At 40.4% G+C, this 19,077-nt stretch carries 11 protein-coding genes; 6 read left to right on the top strand and 5 right to left on the bottom strand.

The features are described 5' to 3' along the window. Positions 1 to 41 precede the first annotated feature (41 nt). On the top strand, positions 42 to 2,486 hold the full coding sequence (locus AACZ73_RS21480) for a zinc-dependent metalloprotease (RefSeq protein ID WP_339880933.1): 2,445 nt from the start codon (positions 42 to 44) through the stop codon (positions 2,484 to 2,486). Positions 2,487 to 2,638: 152 nt separating this feature from the next. Here the strand turns inward: AACZ73_RS21480 and AACZ73_RS21485 are convergent, their stop codons facing one another. Next, a complete protein-coding gene (locus AACZ73_RS21485; RefSeq protein WP_339880934.1) occupies positions 2,639 to 4,981 on the bottom strand; it encodes a patatin-like phospholipase family protein in 2,343 nt (780 codons plus the stop codon). A gap of 99 nt (positions 4,982 to 5,080) precedes the next feature. After that, positions 5,081 to 6,508, bottom strand: a complete 1,428-nt coding sequence (locus tag AACZ73_RS21490; protein WP_339880936.1) for an amidohydrolase — start codon at positions 6,506 to 6,508, stop codon at positions 5,081 to 5,083. 219 nt (positions 6,509 to 6,727) lie between these two features. On the opposite strand from AACZ73_RS21490, the gene AACZ73_RS21495 reads away from it, so the two are divergent. The 5 genes from AACZ73_RS21495 to AACZ73_RS21515 all read left to right on the top strand — a co-directional run bounded on the left by AACZ73_RS21495 (position 6,728) and on the right by AACZ73_RS21515 (position 11,373). Continuing rightward, a complete protein-coding gene (locus tag AACZ73_RS21495) occupies positions 6,728 to 7,720 on the top strand; it encodes a cytochrome C (protein WP_339880938.1) in 993 nt (330 codons plus the stop codon). A 95-nt stretch (positions 7,721 to 7,815) separates the two neighbouring features. After that, positions 7,816 to 8,193 carry a hypothetical protein gene (locus AACZ73_RS21500; RefSeq protein WP_339880939.1) on the top strand — a complete coding sequence of 126 codons (378 nt, stop codon included), beginning with the start codon at positions 7,816 to 7,818 and terminating at the stop codon, positions 8,191 to 8,193. A gap of 62 nt (positions 8,194 to 8,255) precedes the next feature. Then, positions 8,256 to 10,469: a TonB-dependent receptor gene (locus AACZ73_RS21505; RefSeq protein WP_339880940.1), complete on the top strand. Its 2,214-nt coding sequence runs from the start codon at positions 8,256 to 8,258 to the stop codon at positions 10,467 to 10,469. A gap of 7 nt (positions 10,470 to 10,476) precedes the next feature. Next, positions 10,477 to 10,833 carry a MerP protein gene (locus AACZ73_RS21510; RefSeq protein WP_339880942.1) on the top strand — a complete coding sequence of 119 codons (357 nt, stop codon included), beginning with the start codon at positions 10,477 to 10,479 and terminating at the stop codon, positions 10,831 to 10,833. Between the two features lie 261 nt (positions 10,834 to 11,094). Then, entirely contained in the window at positions 11,095 to 11,373 is a 279-nt protein-coding gene (locus tag AACZ73_RS21515; RefSeq protein WP_339880943.1) for a hypothetical protein, read from the top strand. A gap of 150 nt (positions 11,374 to 11,523) precedes the next feature. Here AACZ73_RS21515 and AACZ73_RS21520 read toward each other — a convergent pair whose 3' ends face one another. From AACZ73_RS21520 to AACZ73_RS21530, 3 genes are all read right to left on the bottom strand, one after another. Further along, the gene (locus AACZ73_RS21520; protein ID WP_339880945.1) at positions 11,524 to 11,796 is read right to left on the bottom strand and encodes a hypothetical protein; all 273 of its coding nucleotides are present in this window, start codon (positions 11,794 to 11,796) and stop codon (positions 11,524 to 11,526) included. 940 nt (positions 11,797 to 12,736) lie between these two features. Further along, complete coding sequence (locus AACZ73_RS21525; protein WP_339880946.1) at positions 12,737 to 17,758, bottom strand: C25 family cysteine peptidase; 5,022 nt, start codon at positions 17,756 to 17,758, stop codon at positions 12,737 to 12,739. Then, positions 17,755 to 18,843, bottom strand: coding sequence for a PorV/PorQ family protein (locus AACZ73_RS21530; protein WP_339880947.1), 1,089 nt, complete (start codon positions 18,841 to 18,843; stop codon positions 17,755 to 17,757). Before AACZ73_RS21530 ends, AACZ73_RS21525 begins: the two co-directional genes overlap by 4 nt. Between the last annotated feature and the right edge of the window lie 234 nt (positions 18,844 to 19,077).

Below are 19,077 nucleotides of genomic sequence, written 5' to 3' on the forward strand. Positions count from 1 at the left end.
GGTGTTCTACTTTGCCACTACAAACAATTTGCATGTAGCACATGAGAAAAAATAAAACTCTTTTAACAATCTTCTTTATGGTTCTGAGCGTGGCAAGCTTTGCACAAAAGAAGAACAAAAAAAATGAGAAGAATGAGACTGCACCTCAAAGCCAGACTACCAAATCATCTAAGAAAAGTGAATTTAAAAACTATGATGAAATAGTCACTGATGAGGCGATCTCTGACGAAGGACTTTTCGATATCCATAAAGTAGGCGATAAAAACTATTATGAAATTCCTTTTGATTTGCTGAATACTGACATGCTATTGGTAAGTCGGATTTCTAAAATTTCAGAAGGTCTAGGCGGTGGCTATACTACTGCAGGTTCCAAATCAAATGAACAGGTAATCCGCTGGTCGAGACTACAAAACAGCATCATTCTTCGTTCTATTTCATTCAGCAACGTAGCAGCAGATTCACTTCCTATTCATCTGTCTGTGGAAGCGAATAACTACAACCCAATTCTGGCCACATTTAAAATAGAAGCTTTTAATACTGACTCTACCGCGGCGCTTGTTGAAGTTACTGATCTATTCCTTTCAGATATCCCGGCACTCAGCGGATTATCCACCAACATGAGAAAACAATACCAGGTAAGAAATCTGGATAAAGAAAGGAGTTTTATCACAAGATTGGCCAGCTATCCGGAAAACATAGAAGTGCGACACGACATGACCTATAATGCTTCCGATCCACCTTCCAATTCGAGATCAGGAACCATTTCCATGGAAATGAGTCAATCTATGTACAAGCTACCTGAGCAGCCGATGCAACCTAGATTATATGATCAACGGGTAGGCTGGTTTACAATCCGTCAAATTGATTATGGCTCTGAGGCACTTAAGTCTGACGAAAAAACATACATCAGAAGATGGAGGCTGGAGCCCAAAGACCCTGAAGCTTATGCAAGAGGGGAATTAGTGGAGCCTGTAAAACCTATCGTTTATTATTTGGATCCAGCTACTCCTGAGAAGTGGAGAACCTACTTCCGACAAGGCATTGAAGACTGGCAAGTAGCTTTTGAAGCAGCTGGTTTCAAAAATGCCATCATCGCTAAAGATGCACCTACAGTAGAAGAAGATCCTGACTGGAGCGCCGAAGATGCGAGATATTCTACAGTTCGGTATGTAGCTACTACCACTCGAAATGCGATGGGACCAAGTGTCTCTGATCCACGTTCTGGAGAGATCATAGAAAGTGATATCGTCTGGTACCACAATCATCTGCGTTCTTACAGAAACCGTTACATGTTAGAAACCGGTGCTGCAAATCCTTCTGCCAGAACCTTGAATACGCCGGATGAAGAAATCGGTGAAATGATGCGAAGAGTGATTTCCCATGAGATCGGTCATGCACTTGGATTACCACATAATATGAAAGCATCTTATGCTTATCCAACTGATTCTCTGCGATCAGCTACTTTTACCCAGAAATGGGGACTGGCCGCTACCATCATGGATTACACGAGATACAATTATGTAGCTCAGCCTGGTGACACGGGCGTGCGCTGGGTGAGAATGCTGGGGCCTTACGATAATTATGCTATTAATTGGGGCTACCGCTATATTCCAGGTGCGAATTCTCCAGAAGCCGAAAAACCTACGCTAAATAATTGGATCAGGGAAAAGGCCGGTGATCCTATGTACCTTTTCGGAGGAAGTAATTCCTTTGACCCAAGCTCACAGACTGAATCTGTCGGAGATGATCCAGTGAAAGCCAGCACCTATGGTTTGGCAAACTTGAAAACAGTAGCTCCCAACCTGGCCAAATGGACAGCCACTGTAGGTGAAGATTATGGAGATCTGGAAGAGTTGTACGGAGAATTGATAGGAGTTTGGAGCCGCTTTGCAAATCATGTCGTGACCAATATTGGTGGTGTGTATGAAGAGTATAAGACTACAGATCAAGACGGTATAACCTACACTCCAACTTCCAAAACGGAGCAAGTGAAGTCCATGAAATTCCTGAATGAGAATGTTTTCACCACCCCTGATTGGCTTTTGCAAAAGGAAATACTTAACAACATAGAGCCTAGTGGTGCGGTAACTGCAATTAGTAATTTGCAATCACGACTGCTGGGAAGTTTGCTTAGAAAAGACCGGTTAGAAAGGATGATTGATAACGAGGCACTTAATAGTTCTGATGCATATTCGATGACCCAGATGTTAAGTGATTTGAGAAAAGGTATCTGGTCTGAACTTTCCAGATCGAAGGATATCGATACATTCCGCAGAAACTTACAGCGGGCTCATGTCGATCAATTGGCTTCTTTAATGGAGCAGGATGAGAAAAATCGTACAGACATCAGTGCCGCTGCTCGCGCAGAACTGAAAGCTATACAAACTTCAGCACGATCAGCTAGCTCACGATATAGCGGAGGAATAGTACAAAATCACCTTCGCGATATTGATGCTCTTATTGACTCATTATTAGACCCAGAATAATTATTTTTTGTCATTGCCTTTCTTTGGAAGGGCAATGACTTTTTTTATGTATAGCTAAGAATTTTTCTTACCCCATTCAAGTTTCTAGTTTCTATTTACTCAAATAATGCTTTGGGGATTTCACTTTTAAAGCGAAGATTATAGCTTTTTTACTACCTGTCAGAATAATTGAAAGAGAAGCCAATGGATAAGTAACTTCTGAGTGCATTATCCTTATTATTCCCTCCAATTCCAGCACTGATCGGCCCCATGATGGACTGGTATGAGATATCCACCCCATAGCCTAAATAACTGTATTGCTGGTACACATTATTGAAAAAGTCTAAATCGTTTATCGGTACCTGATCACTATATCCCAATAGATTTGCTCCAGCTCTTAGGTAGATTTTATTAAATGGTATATACTGAAACTCCGCTCCGAACTTAATAAAATTCGGGGTTTGAACTTCTGCATAGTTTAAGCCCCAAAACCGTGTGTCATTAAATCTCACATTCTGATATCCTCCTACCAAAAACTCTGTAAAAATGTTATTGGGATCTTCTGATGACACTGTCAAGCCAGCAGCAAAATCTGGGTGAAATTGAAATTTAGGACCAAATTTCACAAACTTTGAATACTTTCCGTAGATAGAGAGGTATGAATTGGGAACTAACCCGTCCACAAAAGGATCAATTAATTCCTTTGGAAGTGATATTACTCCCTCGTCGGTATCTATGTATACAGTGTCAATTCCCGGTCGAAGATTTACATCCAACCAATCCTTTAAATGCATGGATGTTTCCAAAAGGGCTTCTGCTCCATCAGTAGGGTAATTCCGGTCGTTTTGTGAATTTCTATAGTACTTAAAACGTGCTCCGAAATAGGCCTGACGTCCACTTTTAAAATCATCAAAAGCACTTGATAAAAAACGGTACTTTGATTTTGAGGCATCGAAAATGGCTCCAATATAAAATGATTGCTTAAGTGAGTTAGTAGAAATTAATTGGGTTTCTATCCGAGTGTTTCGTCCAATTTGAATTTCACTTTCTTTTCCTTGAACGTAAGAAGGAAGCTCCTGACTTAGGAAATTGAACCTTAAATTGAAGGCATATTTTTTCTTTGTGCCTGTATACTTATAGTAATCAATACGAAATTTCGGGTTCTCGGAGATATCTGCAAGAATTACAGCGCGGGAGTTGTGACCGATGACTTCCCTAGCTGTAAAATTAAATAATATCCCAGCTGAAAATTGATTATCATAGTGTATCGCACTACTTAATAATGTACTTGGCTTTTCCTTAATTCTTAGTAACAATCCATATTTATAAAGATCGAGCTCAGTAAGGCGGTAGTCAACTTTATAAAATCCGTTCATCCCATATATACCATGAACTGCTGCCTCCATCTTGTCTCTAGTCACGAAGTCTCCTTCGTTGATATTCATTTTGGAGCGGACCAAATCAGTGGAAAACAAATTATTACCTAAAATATCAATTTTATCGATTTGAATTGAGTCTGTTTCAAAATTTAAACCAGTGACTACATCATTCCTACCTAAGCTATCCGCTAGAAACTTAAACTGATCAAAGTATTTTTTCCCGGTCTCCTTTCCCAACTCAAGAATCTCATCGTAAGAGCTAAAACTTCCTGTGGAGTATTCACCCAGATCCGGCTTGATGTAAATATCTGTTGCTTCGATATTGGTTTTAGTGATGCTCAGAGAAGGGGCCATGGCGATCTGCATCAGAATCCCACCGAAACCTCCAAGTTGGTCCAGCTTCTCGAAATCCTCGAAGCTGACATTCACCCCTATAACTATGTCAGCACCCATTTCCCGTACTATATCTACCGGAAAATTGTTGACTACACCTCCATCTACTACAGAAGTGCTATCCATTTCAAAAGCTGAAAAGAAAGTTGGAATGGCTATACTTGACCGTAAAGCATCCTGTAAATAGCCACGGTCAAAAATCATGGGTTGACCCGTAAGGATATCAGTGGCTACACAGCGGAAAGGAATGGGAAAATCATCGAAGGTCTCATAGGAATTTGCCGGCCAAGTATAATAATGTAGTACATCTGAAAGAACTTGCCCTTGAATCAGTCCTGATGGAAAAGCTATTTTGCCCTGAACTATAGGAAACTCAACTAAGTAGCGGTTATAATATTCCTTTTCCTCGAAAGCAATATCTTTAAAACTTACTCTGTTTGAAATCAATAATCCCCAGTCAATGTTTTTGATAATTTCCTCCAGCTCGTCTGCGCTATATCCTAGGGAATACAATCCTCCTACTACAGCCCCCATACTAGTTCCTACTATGTAATCTGGTTTAAGGCCAGCTTCCTCCATCGATTTCAGAATTCCCACATGAGCAATTCCTTTGGCACCTCCTCCCGAAAGAACTAGGCCGATTTTTGCTTTATCTGAGGATTTTTCCGCTGGCACTTGTGCGATGGAACTGAAGATGCCTAGAGAAAAACTAAAAATAAGGGTAAGAAAAAGTTCTTTTTTCATCTAGACAATCAAACTTTACGGTGCCTCAAAGCTTATCTAAGCTTAATCAAATATATAAAACAAAAAAGACAGTTGTTCGACTGCCTTTTTTGTTTTGGGTTAATTCTTTCTATAATCAAGCGGAGGCTTCCTATCTCCAGTAAGAGCTTCATACTTAAAGCCTTCACCCCTTCTTTTATTTAATTCTGATAACGCTTTTGTCGCAATTTCCGGGTCATTGAATATATCGATGGCAGTCAATGTCAAGGTTTTTGCAGCCACCATCATTCCTTTTTCACCGATGCTAGTTCCCCCGGCTGCCACAGCTTGCCAAGTATGTGCGGATGTACCAGGAACCCAAGTAGCCGTCCCCAATCCTGCAGTAGGCACTAACCAACTCACATCACCAACATCCGTTGATCCACCAGAGCCTTTTTCATTCACTTCGAAAGGAGCTATTTTAGTAGCATCTTCCGGTGATACCAAGACTCCCGCAGGATAGGTTTTGATGATATCTTCAGCAAATTTTCTTTCTTCTGCAGTGTAGCTCACACCTCCTATGATTTCAAGGTTTTTTTGCATTACCTGAGCAAGTGTTTCGTTAGGCAGCAGGTTATAAACCCCGTTGATGATTTCGTACTCCATTCTAGTTTGGGTTCCTAGTGCAGCACCCTCAGCAGCGTCAACCATTTTTTCAAAAATCTCTTTTACTTTCATTGCATCCGGATGTCTCACATAATGATAAGACTCCGCAAATGCCGGAACGACATTCGGCGCTTCACCACCTCGTGTAATCACATAATGCATTCTTGTTTCCATCGGCACATGCTCACGCATCAAGTTCACCATGAAGTTCATTGCTTCCACAGCATCTAATGCTGACTTGCCTCTTTCGGGAGCAGCCGCAGCATGTGAAGCCTCACCATAGAATCGGAATTTTGTAGAAATATTAGCCAAAGAAGAATTTGCTCCGGCATTATTTGCGGAAGACGGATGCCAATGAAGCATGGCATCTACATCATCCATGATTCCCGCTTTTGCCATGTAGACCTTCCCTCCTCCACCTTCCTCAGCCGGCGTTCCATATACCCGTATTGTCCCTTTAATATTATTTTCCTTCATCCATTCCATAGCTGAGATACCAGCCGCAGTAGAAGCCGTACCAAAAAGATGATGACCACATGCATGACCGGCTCCACCTTCAATTATTGGTTCTCTTGTTGGAATTGCCTTTTGGGATACTCCGGGAAGAGCATCAAATTCAGCCATTATTCCCACTACTGGCTTTCCTGATCCATACTCTGCTACAAAAGCTGTAGGAATTCCTGCTACTCCGGACTTCACGGTAAAGCCAGCGTCCGACAACGTCTTTTGAAGTAAGGCAGAGCTGTTATTTTCTAGGTAGCCCAACTCAGGGTTTGACCAGATTTGATTAGCTAATTCCCCATAAAATTCGGCTTTACTATCCAATTCTTGAATTACTTTTTGATTTTGCGCAAAAGATGAAAAGGTCACAAAAAGGAACCCTAGCAAGTATATTTTTTTCATAAAATTTTGTTTTTAACTTAAAATAGAGCCCAAAATACGGAATAGAATACACAATCAAACTTCTACTGCTTGCATTTTAAACTTTCTGTTAAAAAGCTACACATGATCAATCAAATTAAATTTTTCTGAATTTTTCATTTTATTAAAAAATAATTAGATCATTGAAAATCAATAGATTAATTTTAATGCTAAATTTTCCAAAACCTTACTAAATTTTTTATGAAAAAAATTTTTAAAATCCTAGCCTACATCTTAGGCGTTCTAATTTTAGTGGTAATTATAGGAATTGCATTTGTAAATTTCACATTTCCAAAAGTCAAGCCTGCCCAAAATTTAACCATTGATCACAGTCCTGACAGGGTAGCCAGAGGCGCTTACCTCGCAAATCATGTCACAGTCTGTGTTGATTGCCACTCGGCAAGGGACTTTTCTTTATTTTCTGGACCTATTCAAGCGGGAACTCTTGGGTCTGGTGGGGATAAGTTCGATCAAAGCATGGGATTCCCAGGTGTATTCTATGCCAGAAACATTACCCCATTCGGAATTTCAGATTACACCGACGGAGAATTATACCGCTTGATCACTACAGGAGTGACTAATGATGAGAGGGTGATGTTTCCCCTGATGCCTTATCCTTATTATGGCAAAATGGATCCTGAAGACATCTATGACATTATTGCTTACATCAGAACCTTAGATCCTATTGAAAATGAAATCCCGGAATCTGAGGCTGATTTCCCTGTTAGCATAATTATGAAAACTATTCCAAAAGATGCTGATCCGCAATCTAAGCCTGCAAAGACTGACCAAGTGGCCTATGGTAAGTATCTGACTAATGCTGCTTCCTGCGTGGAGTGTCATAGTCCCATAGATGCGCAAGGGACTATCCTTGCCGGAAAAGAATTCTCAGGAGGAAGAGAATTTGCTTTCCCAGATGGTTCGGTTGTTAGATCTGCTAATATAACCCAAGATAATTCTGGGTTAGGAACCTGGTCTGAAAGTATGTTTGTGGGGAAATTCAAGCAATATCTGGATTCAGGATATCATCTGCCTAAAGTCCAGCCAGGCGAATTCAACACGATCATGCCTTGGGTAATGTACGCTGGTATGGAAGAAGGAGATTTAAAAGCTATCTACGCATATCTCAAAACAATTGATCCGATTCCTAACCAAGTTGTGAAGTACTCCTCTCCTGTTAAATCCTCAGAATAATTTCATGTTTAAAACTCATTGAAACCTACTTCCACTCATTTCGTAAAGGAGGTAGGTTTTTCTTTTTATAATGAATTACCGATCTTTGCCAACGCATGAAAAAAATTATCTCATCATTAATGCTTTTATTATTCCTGACTGGTCAGATCAACCTGACTTTGGCAGCGCATTATTGTGGTGATGAGTTAAAAAGCACAGAAGTCTCTATCGCACCAGAAAAGTCCGATTGCTGCGGCGAAAAAATGAACCAAGATCCTGATTGCTGCTCTGATGAATATGCATCATCAGACTCAGATGATTATTTTGGAAAAACGCAATCCCAGGTACAGATTTCTCCTGAATTTGTTTTGGCCTATGTACTTACCACCCCTGGAGTATTGGCTGAAACCATTCAGATTTCAAATCCTGAATACCTTTCCCCAGATCTACCCATTCCCGATCTGAACATTCTCCATCAATCCTTCCTGATTTAAGAACTGCTTGATTTTTATTCGCCTGTGGCGAACTGTAATCTATTTACACACAAGCAATCTTTATGAACAAAATAATTCTATTAATAGGATGTCTCATTGCGCCAGCACTTTTATTCGCTCAAAACAGCATAAAAGGCAAGGTACAATCGGCATCTAACGAGCCCTTAATCGGGGCAAGCATCAAAATTCTAGAAAGGGAACAAGGTGCTATCACTAACTTGGATGGCCAATTCGATTTGGAAAATGTCCAGAAAACCGACCGTCTAATCGTAAGCTACCTTGGTTATGAACCAGACACTTTAGCTCCAGTTTTTGACCAAATTATGCTTATCACACTCCAGGAAAGTGGAGAAGATCTGGAGGAAATTACGATCCAGGCGCGTTCCGAGTCCGTGGTGGACGAAGCTCCATTTCTCAATATTCTTATTACGGAAAGCGAACTTCAAAAAGCTGCCTGCTGCAATCTTTCGGAGAGCTTTGAAACGAACGCCTCTGTGGATGTCTCTTATGCCGATGCAGTAACTGGCACCAAAATAATTCAAATGATGGGATTGGATGGCCGCTATGTACTTATCAGCAGGGAAGGGATTCCGAATATCCGTGGCTTAAATTCCAGACTAGGATTAACCTTTGTTCCTGGCACTTGGATCCAGTCTATTGATGTAGGCAAAGGAGCCGGAACAGTAATAAATGGCTACGAATCCATGACTGGGCAGATCAACGTAGATCTTTTCAAGCCAGAAACCATGGACAAGTGGTACCTGAATGCTTACCTTAATTCCTTTGGAAGATTGGAAATCAATGCCAATCACCAGATTCCAATTTCTGAAAAATGGAGTTCAGGCGTACTATTTCATGCAAGTCAACTGAGTAGTGAAATTGACGGGAATGACGATGAATTCATGGATCTACCTAAAGCCCGACAAATCAATTTCCTTAATCGATATAAGTATGAAGGTGAAAGACTGATGGCTCAGATTGGGTTAAATCTATTTATGTCAGACAATGCAGGTGGGCAAAAAGGATTCGGTTTCAACAGTGATCTCGCCACTAGCAGCATGTATGGCTATAAGATGGATACGAGAAAAGCTGAAGTCTTCGGTAAACTCGGTATGATCTATCCTGATAAACCTACCCAGAGTTGGGGATTTCAGTATTCCCTTTCCTATCAGGATTTTAATGGTGGAGCAGGAAGAAGAATCTATCAGGGCATTGAGAAAACAGCTTATGGTAATTTCATTTACCAAAATGTTCTCGGATCAAGCTTTCACCAATATAAATCAGGGGCAAGTTTTCTATACGATGATTTTGAAGAAACATTTGATTCCAATTCTCTGACGGGTCTTGATACGGCTATGTATAGAACTGAAAAAGTGCCGGGTCTTTTCTTCGAATATAATTTCATTCCAAATGATCAAATCACTGTAGTGGCAGGAGCCAGAACTGACTTCCATAATCTCTTTGGCACATACTTCACTCCTAGAGTTCATGCCAGATGGGAGTTTATCCCAAATTGGACTGTGAGAGGTTCTGTAGGAAAAGGCTATAGAACGCCAAATGCTTTGATGGAAAATAGCTCAGTATGGATATCAGCCAGAGAGTTGGTTTTCAATGCAGAATTAAAACCTGAAGAGTCTTGGAACACCGGCGTAAGTCTGGCAGGTAACTTCACTGTAGACGAGCGTCCACTAAGTATAGTCGCCGATTACTTCTATACAAATTTCATAAATCAGCTGGTTTATGACATGGATATAAGTTCTGAGCAACTTGTGATCAACAACCTGAATAAGGGATCCTATGCTAATAGCTTTCAGATAGAAGCAAGTTATCCGATTACTGAAAGGCTGGACGCCAAAGCTGCTTACAAGCATTATGAAATGATGATGACAACCAATGGTGTTTTACAGCAAATTCCATTTCAAAGTCAGGATCGATTCTTTATGAATCTGGCGTACGCTACGAATTACGATAAGTGGAAAGCTGATATGACGCTGAACTGGAATGGACCTATGCGAATTCCGAATACAAGCGAAAGCCCGGTTGAATTTCAGCAACCCACTGAGTCACCGGATTTCTTTATGCTAAATGCCCAAGTGAGTCGTGGTTTTCGTTGGGGAAGTATCTATCTGGGCGGAGAAAACATCTTGAACTTCAAACAATCAAATCCTATTATAGATCCTGAAAACCCATTTGGTCAGAACTTCGATGCTTCCATGACCTGGGGGCCAATCGCTGGCCGGGTTATTTATACAGGTATCAGATATAAAATAAACTAACGAAATAATGAAAAAATTAATCTTAACCTTCTTTATTGCTGCTTTCGCATTTGCGGCACAAGCGCAAGTAAAAACTATCGGCATCAAAACATCTGCTATCTGCGAGATGTGTAAGGAAACTTTGGAAAAGGATCTAACCTTCGAAAAAGCAGTGAAATCCGTGAACCTAGACTTGGAAACTAAGGTGCTAAACATTGCCTACCTAGATTCCAAAACAGATCCGGACAAACTCAGAAAGAGAATTACAATGGTTGGTTACAATGCTGATTCACTGAAACGTGATCCAAAAGCATATGCAAACTTAGAAGAGTGCTGCAAAGACGGCGCACACGATGACCACACTGTCAAGAAAAAGGATAATTAAAAAATCTTCAATGAAAGATTCATTCAAACCCTAAATTCTAGGACTCTATAGTTCTCAATCTTTAACCAGATGCATAAAAAGCCATGAAACCCTTTTTTTTGATGAAGGGTTTCATGGCTTTATTTTTCATGCCAGTTTATAGGTAAATATTGCACCTCGCATCCTCACTAGTACAATCTGTTTGAAGAGTTCAATGATCTCAAATTGGGGAATACCTGCTCAAGCTAGAGTCATTGCGCAAGTCGTTCAAAACCTAATGGATTGCCGCCATTACTCAACAGTCCTATCGAACCTACGCAATTTGCCCCCAATGGCATGATTGTGGAAGTAGTGAAATTACAAACCATTCATCATATGAACTTAAAAAGAATTTTCGGAGCCATACTTACTATTTTGGGTACAGCAGGGCTCATCTATACCGCTTTCACTTTTACCAACGAATCAGCAGGCGTCAAAGAAATGATTGTATTTGGAGTATTGGGTCTGATCTTTTTTTTATCCGGCATAGGATTGGTGAAAACCACCAAGGACGAAGGTTGAAAATAATTTATGGGTAGGTCCCACCAGTATGAGCTTGCTGACGCCCTATTCTAAAATGCTGAAGTTTACCTTCGGCTTTTTTATTGACCGGGAAGAATTAAAACTGAGTCTTAAAAAATAGACACAAATCCCTCAGTAATACAGTCTTATTCATTCATTTGAGGGATACTCAGATAAGTATACATCCATCCCGATCTTACCCATTATTGCCATTGATTCGGAGTTCAAAACCCCACCCCCACCAGTGGCCTCTTTCCTGATGTCAAATCCAATGTCTGCTACATATTTACTTGGCTCTAAATTTTTTCCTTTATTCATCAGCCAATTTTCGAGAGCATCTATTTGCATTGGTAAATCCCAATATTCATCACAGAGCCATTCCAATTTTTCTCCGGAGTCTTTTACGTAAATATTAATCGGCATATGTCGTTTTATTTATTCACCAAAACGGTTGAGGATTATTTATATGAAGCATTGCACATCAATTTCATGCTAGTACTAATGTAATAGAAAACAGCGAAATCATATATAATACTTTACGCGCAAATGCAAAAAGGTGAGTTTATACATAGTCTTTCAGAAATAACCTATAAACCAATTATTTTAATAATATAAAATACTATTAAGCCTATTGAAACAATCAGGATAACGTTGTTTATATACCAATACTGTTTAACCCAATCTTTAAATAAAAACAAGTTGGAAAAGCTAATTATAAACAATCCAAATATGAACGTCACTAGACTATAGGTTATAAAGATAAATGGAACTTGAGCACTCGTATCATAATTTTGGGTTAATAAAGGAATACATAATACAAAAGAAAATAAAATAATAACCCATCCTAAGTATATACCAAATGGACTTAAAATCAAATTTTTAATGAGATTACTATTGGATAATTTATTCATCAATTTAGACCCTATTTAAAGAATAACTATTGTAATATAAGTTCAGGAATTTTTTTTATAAAACTTTCTGTATTGAAAACACTTTTTAAGTTTAAATATGAGTTACAAGGCAATCTTGTATCGTGCGGAAGCATGAAGCGAAAACTTATCAAGTTACATATATCTTTTTTACGAGCCACGAAACTTGGAAAACCACTATAACCTGCATGCACAATATCATGTTACAGCGGTTTGTGCTTTTTTTGTTCTGCTACCACCCTTCGTCAATCCTGAAATATTTTCTAATTTAATTTTTTAGTTTATCTAGAGTTGATCTGTGGAAAACACGACTATGATGGTACTTATTGTAAAAACCAACCGAGCTAAAATGAAGTGCATTGCTTTCTGCAAAATACACTTTGCGAAAGTCAATCATGAAAATTTCCAATTCTCCCTTTAATACTTAAATAAACTTACCTCAACAAATACATCTTACCATATCCCTTCTTAAATGCCTTGTCTCCGGCGGTAGGTCTATGCTCCATAAACTGCCCGTTTTTGCGAACTAGCACTCGGTAGATATAAACTCCATTGGCAAGTTGGTCACCAAATTCATCTTTCCCATCCCAAGCGTATTCGGTCAGGTTGTTTCCGATGCGGATTGGCCCAAGTTCATTCTGTAGAATCTCCCGGACAACTTTTCCAGTCACAGTCATGATCTGGATCTTGATTTCATCGGGCACTTCCATTCCCGTCACCGTAAAGACAAAGCGCACAGATGTACTAAATGGATTAGGATATGGATAAAAATTCGTGATCTGGGACTCATTGATTACTTCAAAAGTAATCTCGTAAGGTTCCGAAGAATCCTCATTTGCCACTCTAAGCGTATACATTCCATCTTCCAATGGCCCAGGGATGAGTGAAACTTTAAAGTCCTCATCTTCTGATGCCGGTGTCCAAGTCAAGTTCGGATTGGAAAAATTTATTCGATTGAAGTCACAGGATTCGCAGTTTTGCTTCAGGTAAAGATCCAATCCCACGGTATCTTTTTTATAAAGTAGCGTCTGCTCATTTTTTAGAAGAGCAGTGATAAGCACATTTGGAGAGACTATATCCCCATCCATGATGTAAATTCCGTCAAAGTTCACATCCAGCAAAGCGGTAGAATTGTCTCCCTCCACTATGAAGTAAGTTTCCAAATCCACCTGATTATTTCGATAGGTCTGCTCCGCCTGTATTCTAGGATTGGCAAAGATCTCCAACGTATTCTCTCCGGATTTTCCGATGGAATTAAACTCGATCGTAAAGTCCAAGCTTTCCCCTGCTCTCAGCGGAGTAAATTTCTTTGAAAATTCCTCCACTTTCTTACTTGTCAGATTGGTCATTTTCCAATCCACTTGGATAGAATCGAGGAAGTTGTACTTGGAAATATTCCTGAATTGAAGCTCCAATAAACCCGTCTCACCCTCACGTAAGTTGACTTGATCCTTGGCCGATTTCAGGATTAAAACTCCCTCAGGAACTCCAGTATAATTCACCTGCCACTTATCCAACTGAGCTGGCGCTGTGGATTCAGGGTCATTCATACTGTACCGTAGCTTCAGATATGGATAAGTATCCGTACTGATAAAGGAAAGATCCATTTCCTTATCAAATGTATTTGCGATTAAAAGATCCTCTTCTCCATTTTCCTTCACACCTATAATATCAAAGTAGGTTTTCTCTTCCTCATTGATCCAGTTTCTGGCATTTACATTTTGGAAGAATCGCTCCCATGATGACGCCGGTCCTACTCTTGGGGTCAGCACTACCCCAGAAGTCAGATAACCTGTGAGCTCCGTATCGAAAGAAAGTGTTTGCTGCGATGCACTCACATCCAAATTTGGATCTCCCACGATCTCTATGGCCTCACCTGGACGCATTCCTTTTCTGCCATAAAGAATGTAAGGGTCCCCAGTTTTCAAGGCTCTTAGCGTAGCTTCGCTCGCTCCGAACTCTTTCAGCTTTTCTATTGCTATATCTGGCCAGGCTTCGAAAGTGACATTGCCTACTGAGAAAATAACCACGTAATCACCCGCTTTGACATTATTCACGTAATCTACCAGCATCGTTTGCCCGGGAGTGGTAATCCATGCATTCTGGATACTTTGGATCATTTGAGGAACTCGTCCACAAGCTCTTGAATCCAGGATATCAAACCCTGGAACCGGAATCGCCAAGTAAGGCATCAGACTTTTTTGCTCAAATGCCACTAATCCCAAAGAGCCATTTGGGCAGAGACGGCTGTTTGCATTATTTACGTTATCGATGATCTGAGGAATCTGATCCAAATAAAACTGGGTGTTTCTAAATGATAGCGTATCTACTCCTGCTCCCACTGTAAACACTTCGACGGTTTCCTGAATATCCAGGTATTTCCAGCGCCTATCAGACTCACTGATCTCCAGATTTGTCAACTGATCTTCTTCCAGCTGATAGCTTGTTCGCTGCGTCCAACCTTCAGGACCTGAAGCGATATAAGAAAAACTTGAATTAGTCCATGCATCGCTTTCACCTGGCTTGGCTTCCTGGAATTTGGATCTCCAGTAAAATGTAGTGCTATCAGAGAAAGCTGTCAGAGCTAATGGCATTTCAGCCAAACTTCTCGTAGTAACACGAATTTCTTTGCGAAAAGAGGAATTAAATGCTGCGGCAGTATCCAACTGAATAACAACGGTTCGGTCTTCACTGGTTTTACCAGGAATCTGAGCAATAAGTGTTGTTTCGGTTTCACTGACAATCCCATAATCCAGTGGGTATAAATTTAATGTACCACTCAGTGGAATAAACTTGGTGTAGGTAGCCGAATTGTTAGCGAAGGTCATCTCTTCCACATCCATCGAAGAGTTTACTTCTATATTAAACGTATTTTCTCCGGCAGAATTGCGGTCAGTATTTGGGATGGTAAAAGCGAGCGAATCAATTCGGGAGATGTAAGGAATTTTCACCGGTTCAAAAGTCTCTGTAGACCCATCAGGTAGCTTTCGTATAACCTGATATTCAATAGAATCGGTATCCACTCTACCAATATTCCTGATTACAAAGCTCAATTGTAAACTATCAGACAGAACAGATAAAGGATTTTCGTCAAAGCTATCCAATGACACATCCTGCATATCTATTGCATAATCAGCTTTATCTGCAGGAAAAATCCTGAGACCCGGATCCCCATAGTTGATCATCTGCTCCAAGTGGGAATAAGAAAGTGGAGTAGCCCCATAGGCATCCAGGTAAGCCTTCTCCGCTTCTTGTTTCACTTCTCCGAGTGTCCTGTAAATTAAGGTGCTATCTGAAAACGCTTTCCTGTAAAACATATCAGAATATCTTCTCAGGTACACATCCACCCCGATTGCAGAGTTTGCCAAAACCGATATTGCTCCTTTATCCGGTGTAATTACCCAATCTTCTCCCTGTGTGTAGCTGTTTCCAAAGGCACTTCCATAATCACATCCATTAAATAACATGATGGGATATTTCCCTTTGTTCTGATAGTTCAGAGTAGGATCAGAAGCAAAGCCTATTTCTATATCAATCACCGTTGCAGCTCCATGACCAAAAAAGGTGAGCATGGATCGACCTTCATTCAAATCTCCTGTGATATCTATCACCTCAATAGTTGAGTTGGATCTTTTCCTGTACGTAGTGACATTCCCTCCCAAGTAAGGTCCCTCCGCAATGGTCTTGAACCCATTCAGGAAATTATAAAAACGTTCCAGTTCAAACTCTGATTCCCCACCTGATAGGTGAATCAACTCTTTTTGCCAAGGCTGGGAAATTCCCACGGCATCTTTTTCTATCGCCTTGTTTAAGTAGTCAGCCAGTTGTTGGGAATTTCTGGCTGGGATTCTTCCGACTGCTATAGCCGGCGCTAGAGATTGAGAAGGATCTAGCCCGATTGTATAAATGTTGTCTGAAAAAGGAAATCCACCTGCCGGAACCAAATCCCTGAAGCTAAATGCTGCCGGGTTATTTCTATAATAATGCGTAACCCCTCCTACCCGAGAAGTAGAGTACATTGCCAAAGATCTACCCGCAAGTAACATGTGGGTTGGCTTATGCACTGGGTAATACGCCTTTAAAAATTCGTAAATAGCCACCGGAGAATATTCACCGTAAGCAAATTGATTATACAAATCCTCCACCATCACAGTCAAGGTATCAAAGCCGCCTCCCGCTGGAGAAGCTCTATGCTCTGCGTAGGAATTTAATGGATTCGCAAATTCATCGGTGGGTTTTTCCAGTTGTTCATTCCCTACCAAAATATAATTGGCCGGCTGGGCTAGATAATTTCTAAATTTTACTGGCTCTAGCGAAGTAATCTGTGTGATACTTTCTTCATTTTGAACCCAGACCCTACTCGAATCATTTGATACAGCAGCTCGGAAAGCTAAGCTTTGGGCATTAGTGGTTAACTGAACTCTTTCTGGATTAGAAGGGTCTGAAATTTCCAACGCAGCATAATCAGCAGTCACCTGGGAAAGTTGAATTTGTCGTTCTCCTTCTGGGGCAATGAAAAGCTTGGAAGTGAAATCTCCAGCACTAACTGCATTTCGAAAAGTGATTTTGGTATAAGCCACAGCTACATTGTCCACGGATTCCGCTCCCGCAGACTCAAAGGATAGCACTATACTTCCGTCTGCGTTGAAATCCGACATGGACAGGTCTATCACTTGCTGAGGGTAATTAAATCCAGCAAAATTAACTGTGGTAATTAAACGCTGAGTGGCCGCAGTTGGCCCTGCATATACTCTGGTAGTATGTTCATTTTCAGACCTGCCCACCAATCCGAATTCTAATTTTGCCTGTCCGGCATTGGCGATCGCTCCCAATTGATCCAAAGTAATCCGGCGCGTGTTTCCCTTTGTGATAGCGGTAGACATCCATCCTTGCCCCAAGTCAAACTTGGATAATCTGAATCCCAAAGCATATCCCACGCCTAAGGAATATTGCTCTCCAAGTGCTAATAATTTTTCAGAAGTATATTGATTAAGAATGGGCAAAGTTTGCTCTGGTTCAGACCGGAGGTTCATTCTCTTACCATTTTGTCCGGCGGAGATAGTCAGAAAAAAAGCAGTGGTATCCGAAGTAGTATTATAGTACGGATTAGGGATTGTTTCAAAATCTGAATAAAGCAATTTATCCAATGTCCCGTCATTCCTCATTCCGTAAAAGTCAATGAAATCACCAGAGTCAAATCTACCGTCATTTTCTCCTTCGATATAGATCGCAACTTCCTCTCCCCTATGATAAAGTCGAATATTCCGTGGGTCCAATCCATTAAGATTTATTCCTGATCCACTCAGCGCTTCAGCTGAAATCCTATATATCCCATCCATTGCAGTGGGAATTTTATAATAAGTCTGATCATAGTTATACCAGACAAGCTGCTGAGCTTGAGTCAGCGGGGAGACTGAAAAGAGTGCAAGAAAAACGAAAAGTAGTTGTTTTATCATCTTTCTGTCCAGCTTTTAAATTTCCTGAAATCAGGATCCAATTTCTCCAAACTTACTTTTACACTAAACACATGCGAATAGGGAGTTTCTGACACATTTCCTATATCTGAAAGTGCATAATCGATCTGAAAACGCTCACTGATAAATACTCCTATTCCCATACTAGGCTGCATATTCAGGCTTTCATTTCCTTGAAAATCTTTGATGTATTGAAAGTTACCTATCCCTGCACGTATAAATGCAATATTTTGAAAACCAGCTTCGAAGCCAAATCTTGGGTCTATACTAAGCAGAGGTGTGCTGACCACAGTATTTCTCTCCCCGTCGAAAGTCATATCCAGATCCAATGTAGTCAGCAAACTGAATTGCTTGCCGATCTTCCAAGTATAAGCTACACTTGATATCGCCCGTGGAAGAGTCAATTCTACGGAATTGACCGGAATCTCATTATCAGTCTGAGCATAGATCTCACGCACTAATTCTGCATCATGGGACCAGGCATTGAAAGTAGTAGTAATATCCCTTACCATCAGGCCTACAGTAAGACGGTCTTTGATGTAAATCCCTCCTACATCCAAACCAAATCCCCATGCCTGAGCGAATTTTCCCACATTTCTGTGAATCACTTTGGCGTTCATCCCGACTTTGAATTTATCGGAAAGATCTCTTGCAAAACTTAACAGCAGCGCATAATCAGCAGCATTGAAAAACTGAATATTGTTGTAATTCAGTGCACCATTCGCATCGTAAAGAAATCGGGTATCAGGAATATCATCTACACCAAAACGGATGAGAGAAACCGCAACCTGACTTTTGTCTTTGATCGGTGTGGTAAATGACAGATAATCGTACTGGGCGACGCCGGCAAAATACTCAGAGTGCATCAAGCTGAATTCATACTTATGCTGTACACCCATAAGTGCAGCAGGATTCCAATAGGCTGCAGTCACATCCCGTACAGCTGAGACCTGGGCGCCACCCATACCCAAAGCTCGCGCACCCACTCCTATACTTAGAAATTCATTCGAATACTTGGGAGCCAGATCCTGAGAAAATAGCTTAGCATGGCTTGTCAAAATTGACACTAGCAGAGAGCAAATAAAAAATTGACACCTAATTCTATATTTCACAATCCAAAATAAACCATTTTCTTAAACCAATTTCTATGCAATCTATAAATCATGATTATGAAGTCAATACCTGTCCGCTGTCGTACATAAATATGTTCAAAATTTTAACATTTCGGTACTCGCTTTCTGGCAATATATTTTTGGAATATTTTTTCCCATTAAGAAAGATAAACTATCAATCATCGATTG

It is taken from the genome of uncultured Algoriphagus sp., assembly GCF_963974835.1.
Classification (GTDB): domain Bacteria; phylum Bacteroidota; class Bacteroidia; order Cytophagales; family Cyclobacteriaceae; genus Algoriphagus.